At 42.3% G+C, this 470-nt stretch carries 1 protein-coding gene; it reads right to left on the bottom strand.

The features are described 5' to 3' along the window. The coding region (locus HC175_RS18245) for a class I SAM-dependent methyltransferase (RefSeq protein WP_168139665.1) at window positions 1-309 on the bottom strand (309 nt) is incomplete at its 3' end. Between the last annotated feature and the right edge of the window lie 161 nt (window positions 310-470).

Here is a 470-nt window from a genome sequence, read left to right as displayed (position 1 = left end):
CGTATGTATCCCTTCTGAAGTATCAAAATTTGCTCTTCCCCCGGCATATTGCTTCCCCGGGTGCAATTCACAAATATAGAATTTCCCGTTCCGTTTAAGAGCTCTTGCAGCTTCAGAAAAAATGAGCTCGAGATCTTCAATATGTTCCAGGACAAGGCTGCAGGTGATAAGATTTGCCCATCCCGGTTTTACAGGCCATTCCTGGGTAAGATCGGCTTCAGTAAAAGTGACTTTATTAGAAAGTACCTGGGCCTGCATTGGCAACGCCGCAAGGCCAAAGGAAAAAATAAAGGGGGCTAAAAATCGCATTTTTGATGTTATTAGTTTTGGTGCACCAAATAAATTTCGGCATCGGGATGTTCTTCAAGTGTTCTTTTAGAATCCCTGTGGATCTTATCAAAGCTTTTCATATCAAGTCCCTTGCACATCCCGTATGAATAGTGATACTTCAGGATCTCAAGATCTTCTGT

The organism is Salinimicrobium oceani (assembly GCF_012037645.1).
The sequence above is the reverse complement of the archived record's forward strand: the minus strand, read 5'-3'. Positions and strand labels throughout refer to the sequence as shown.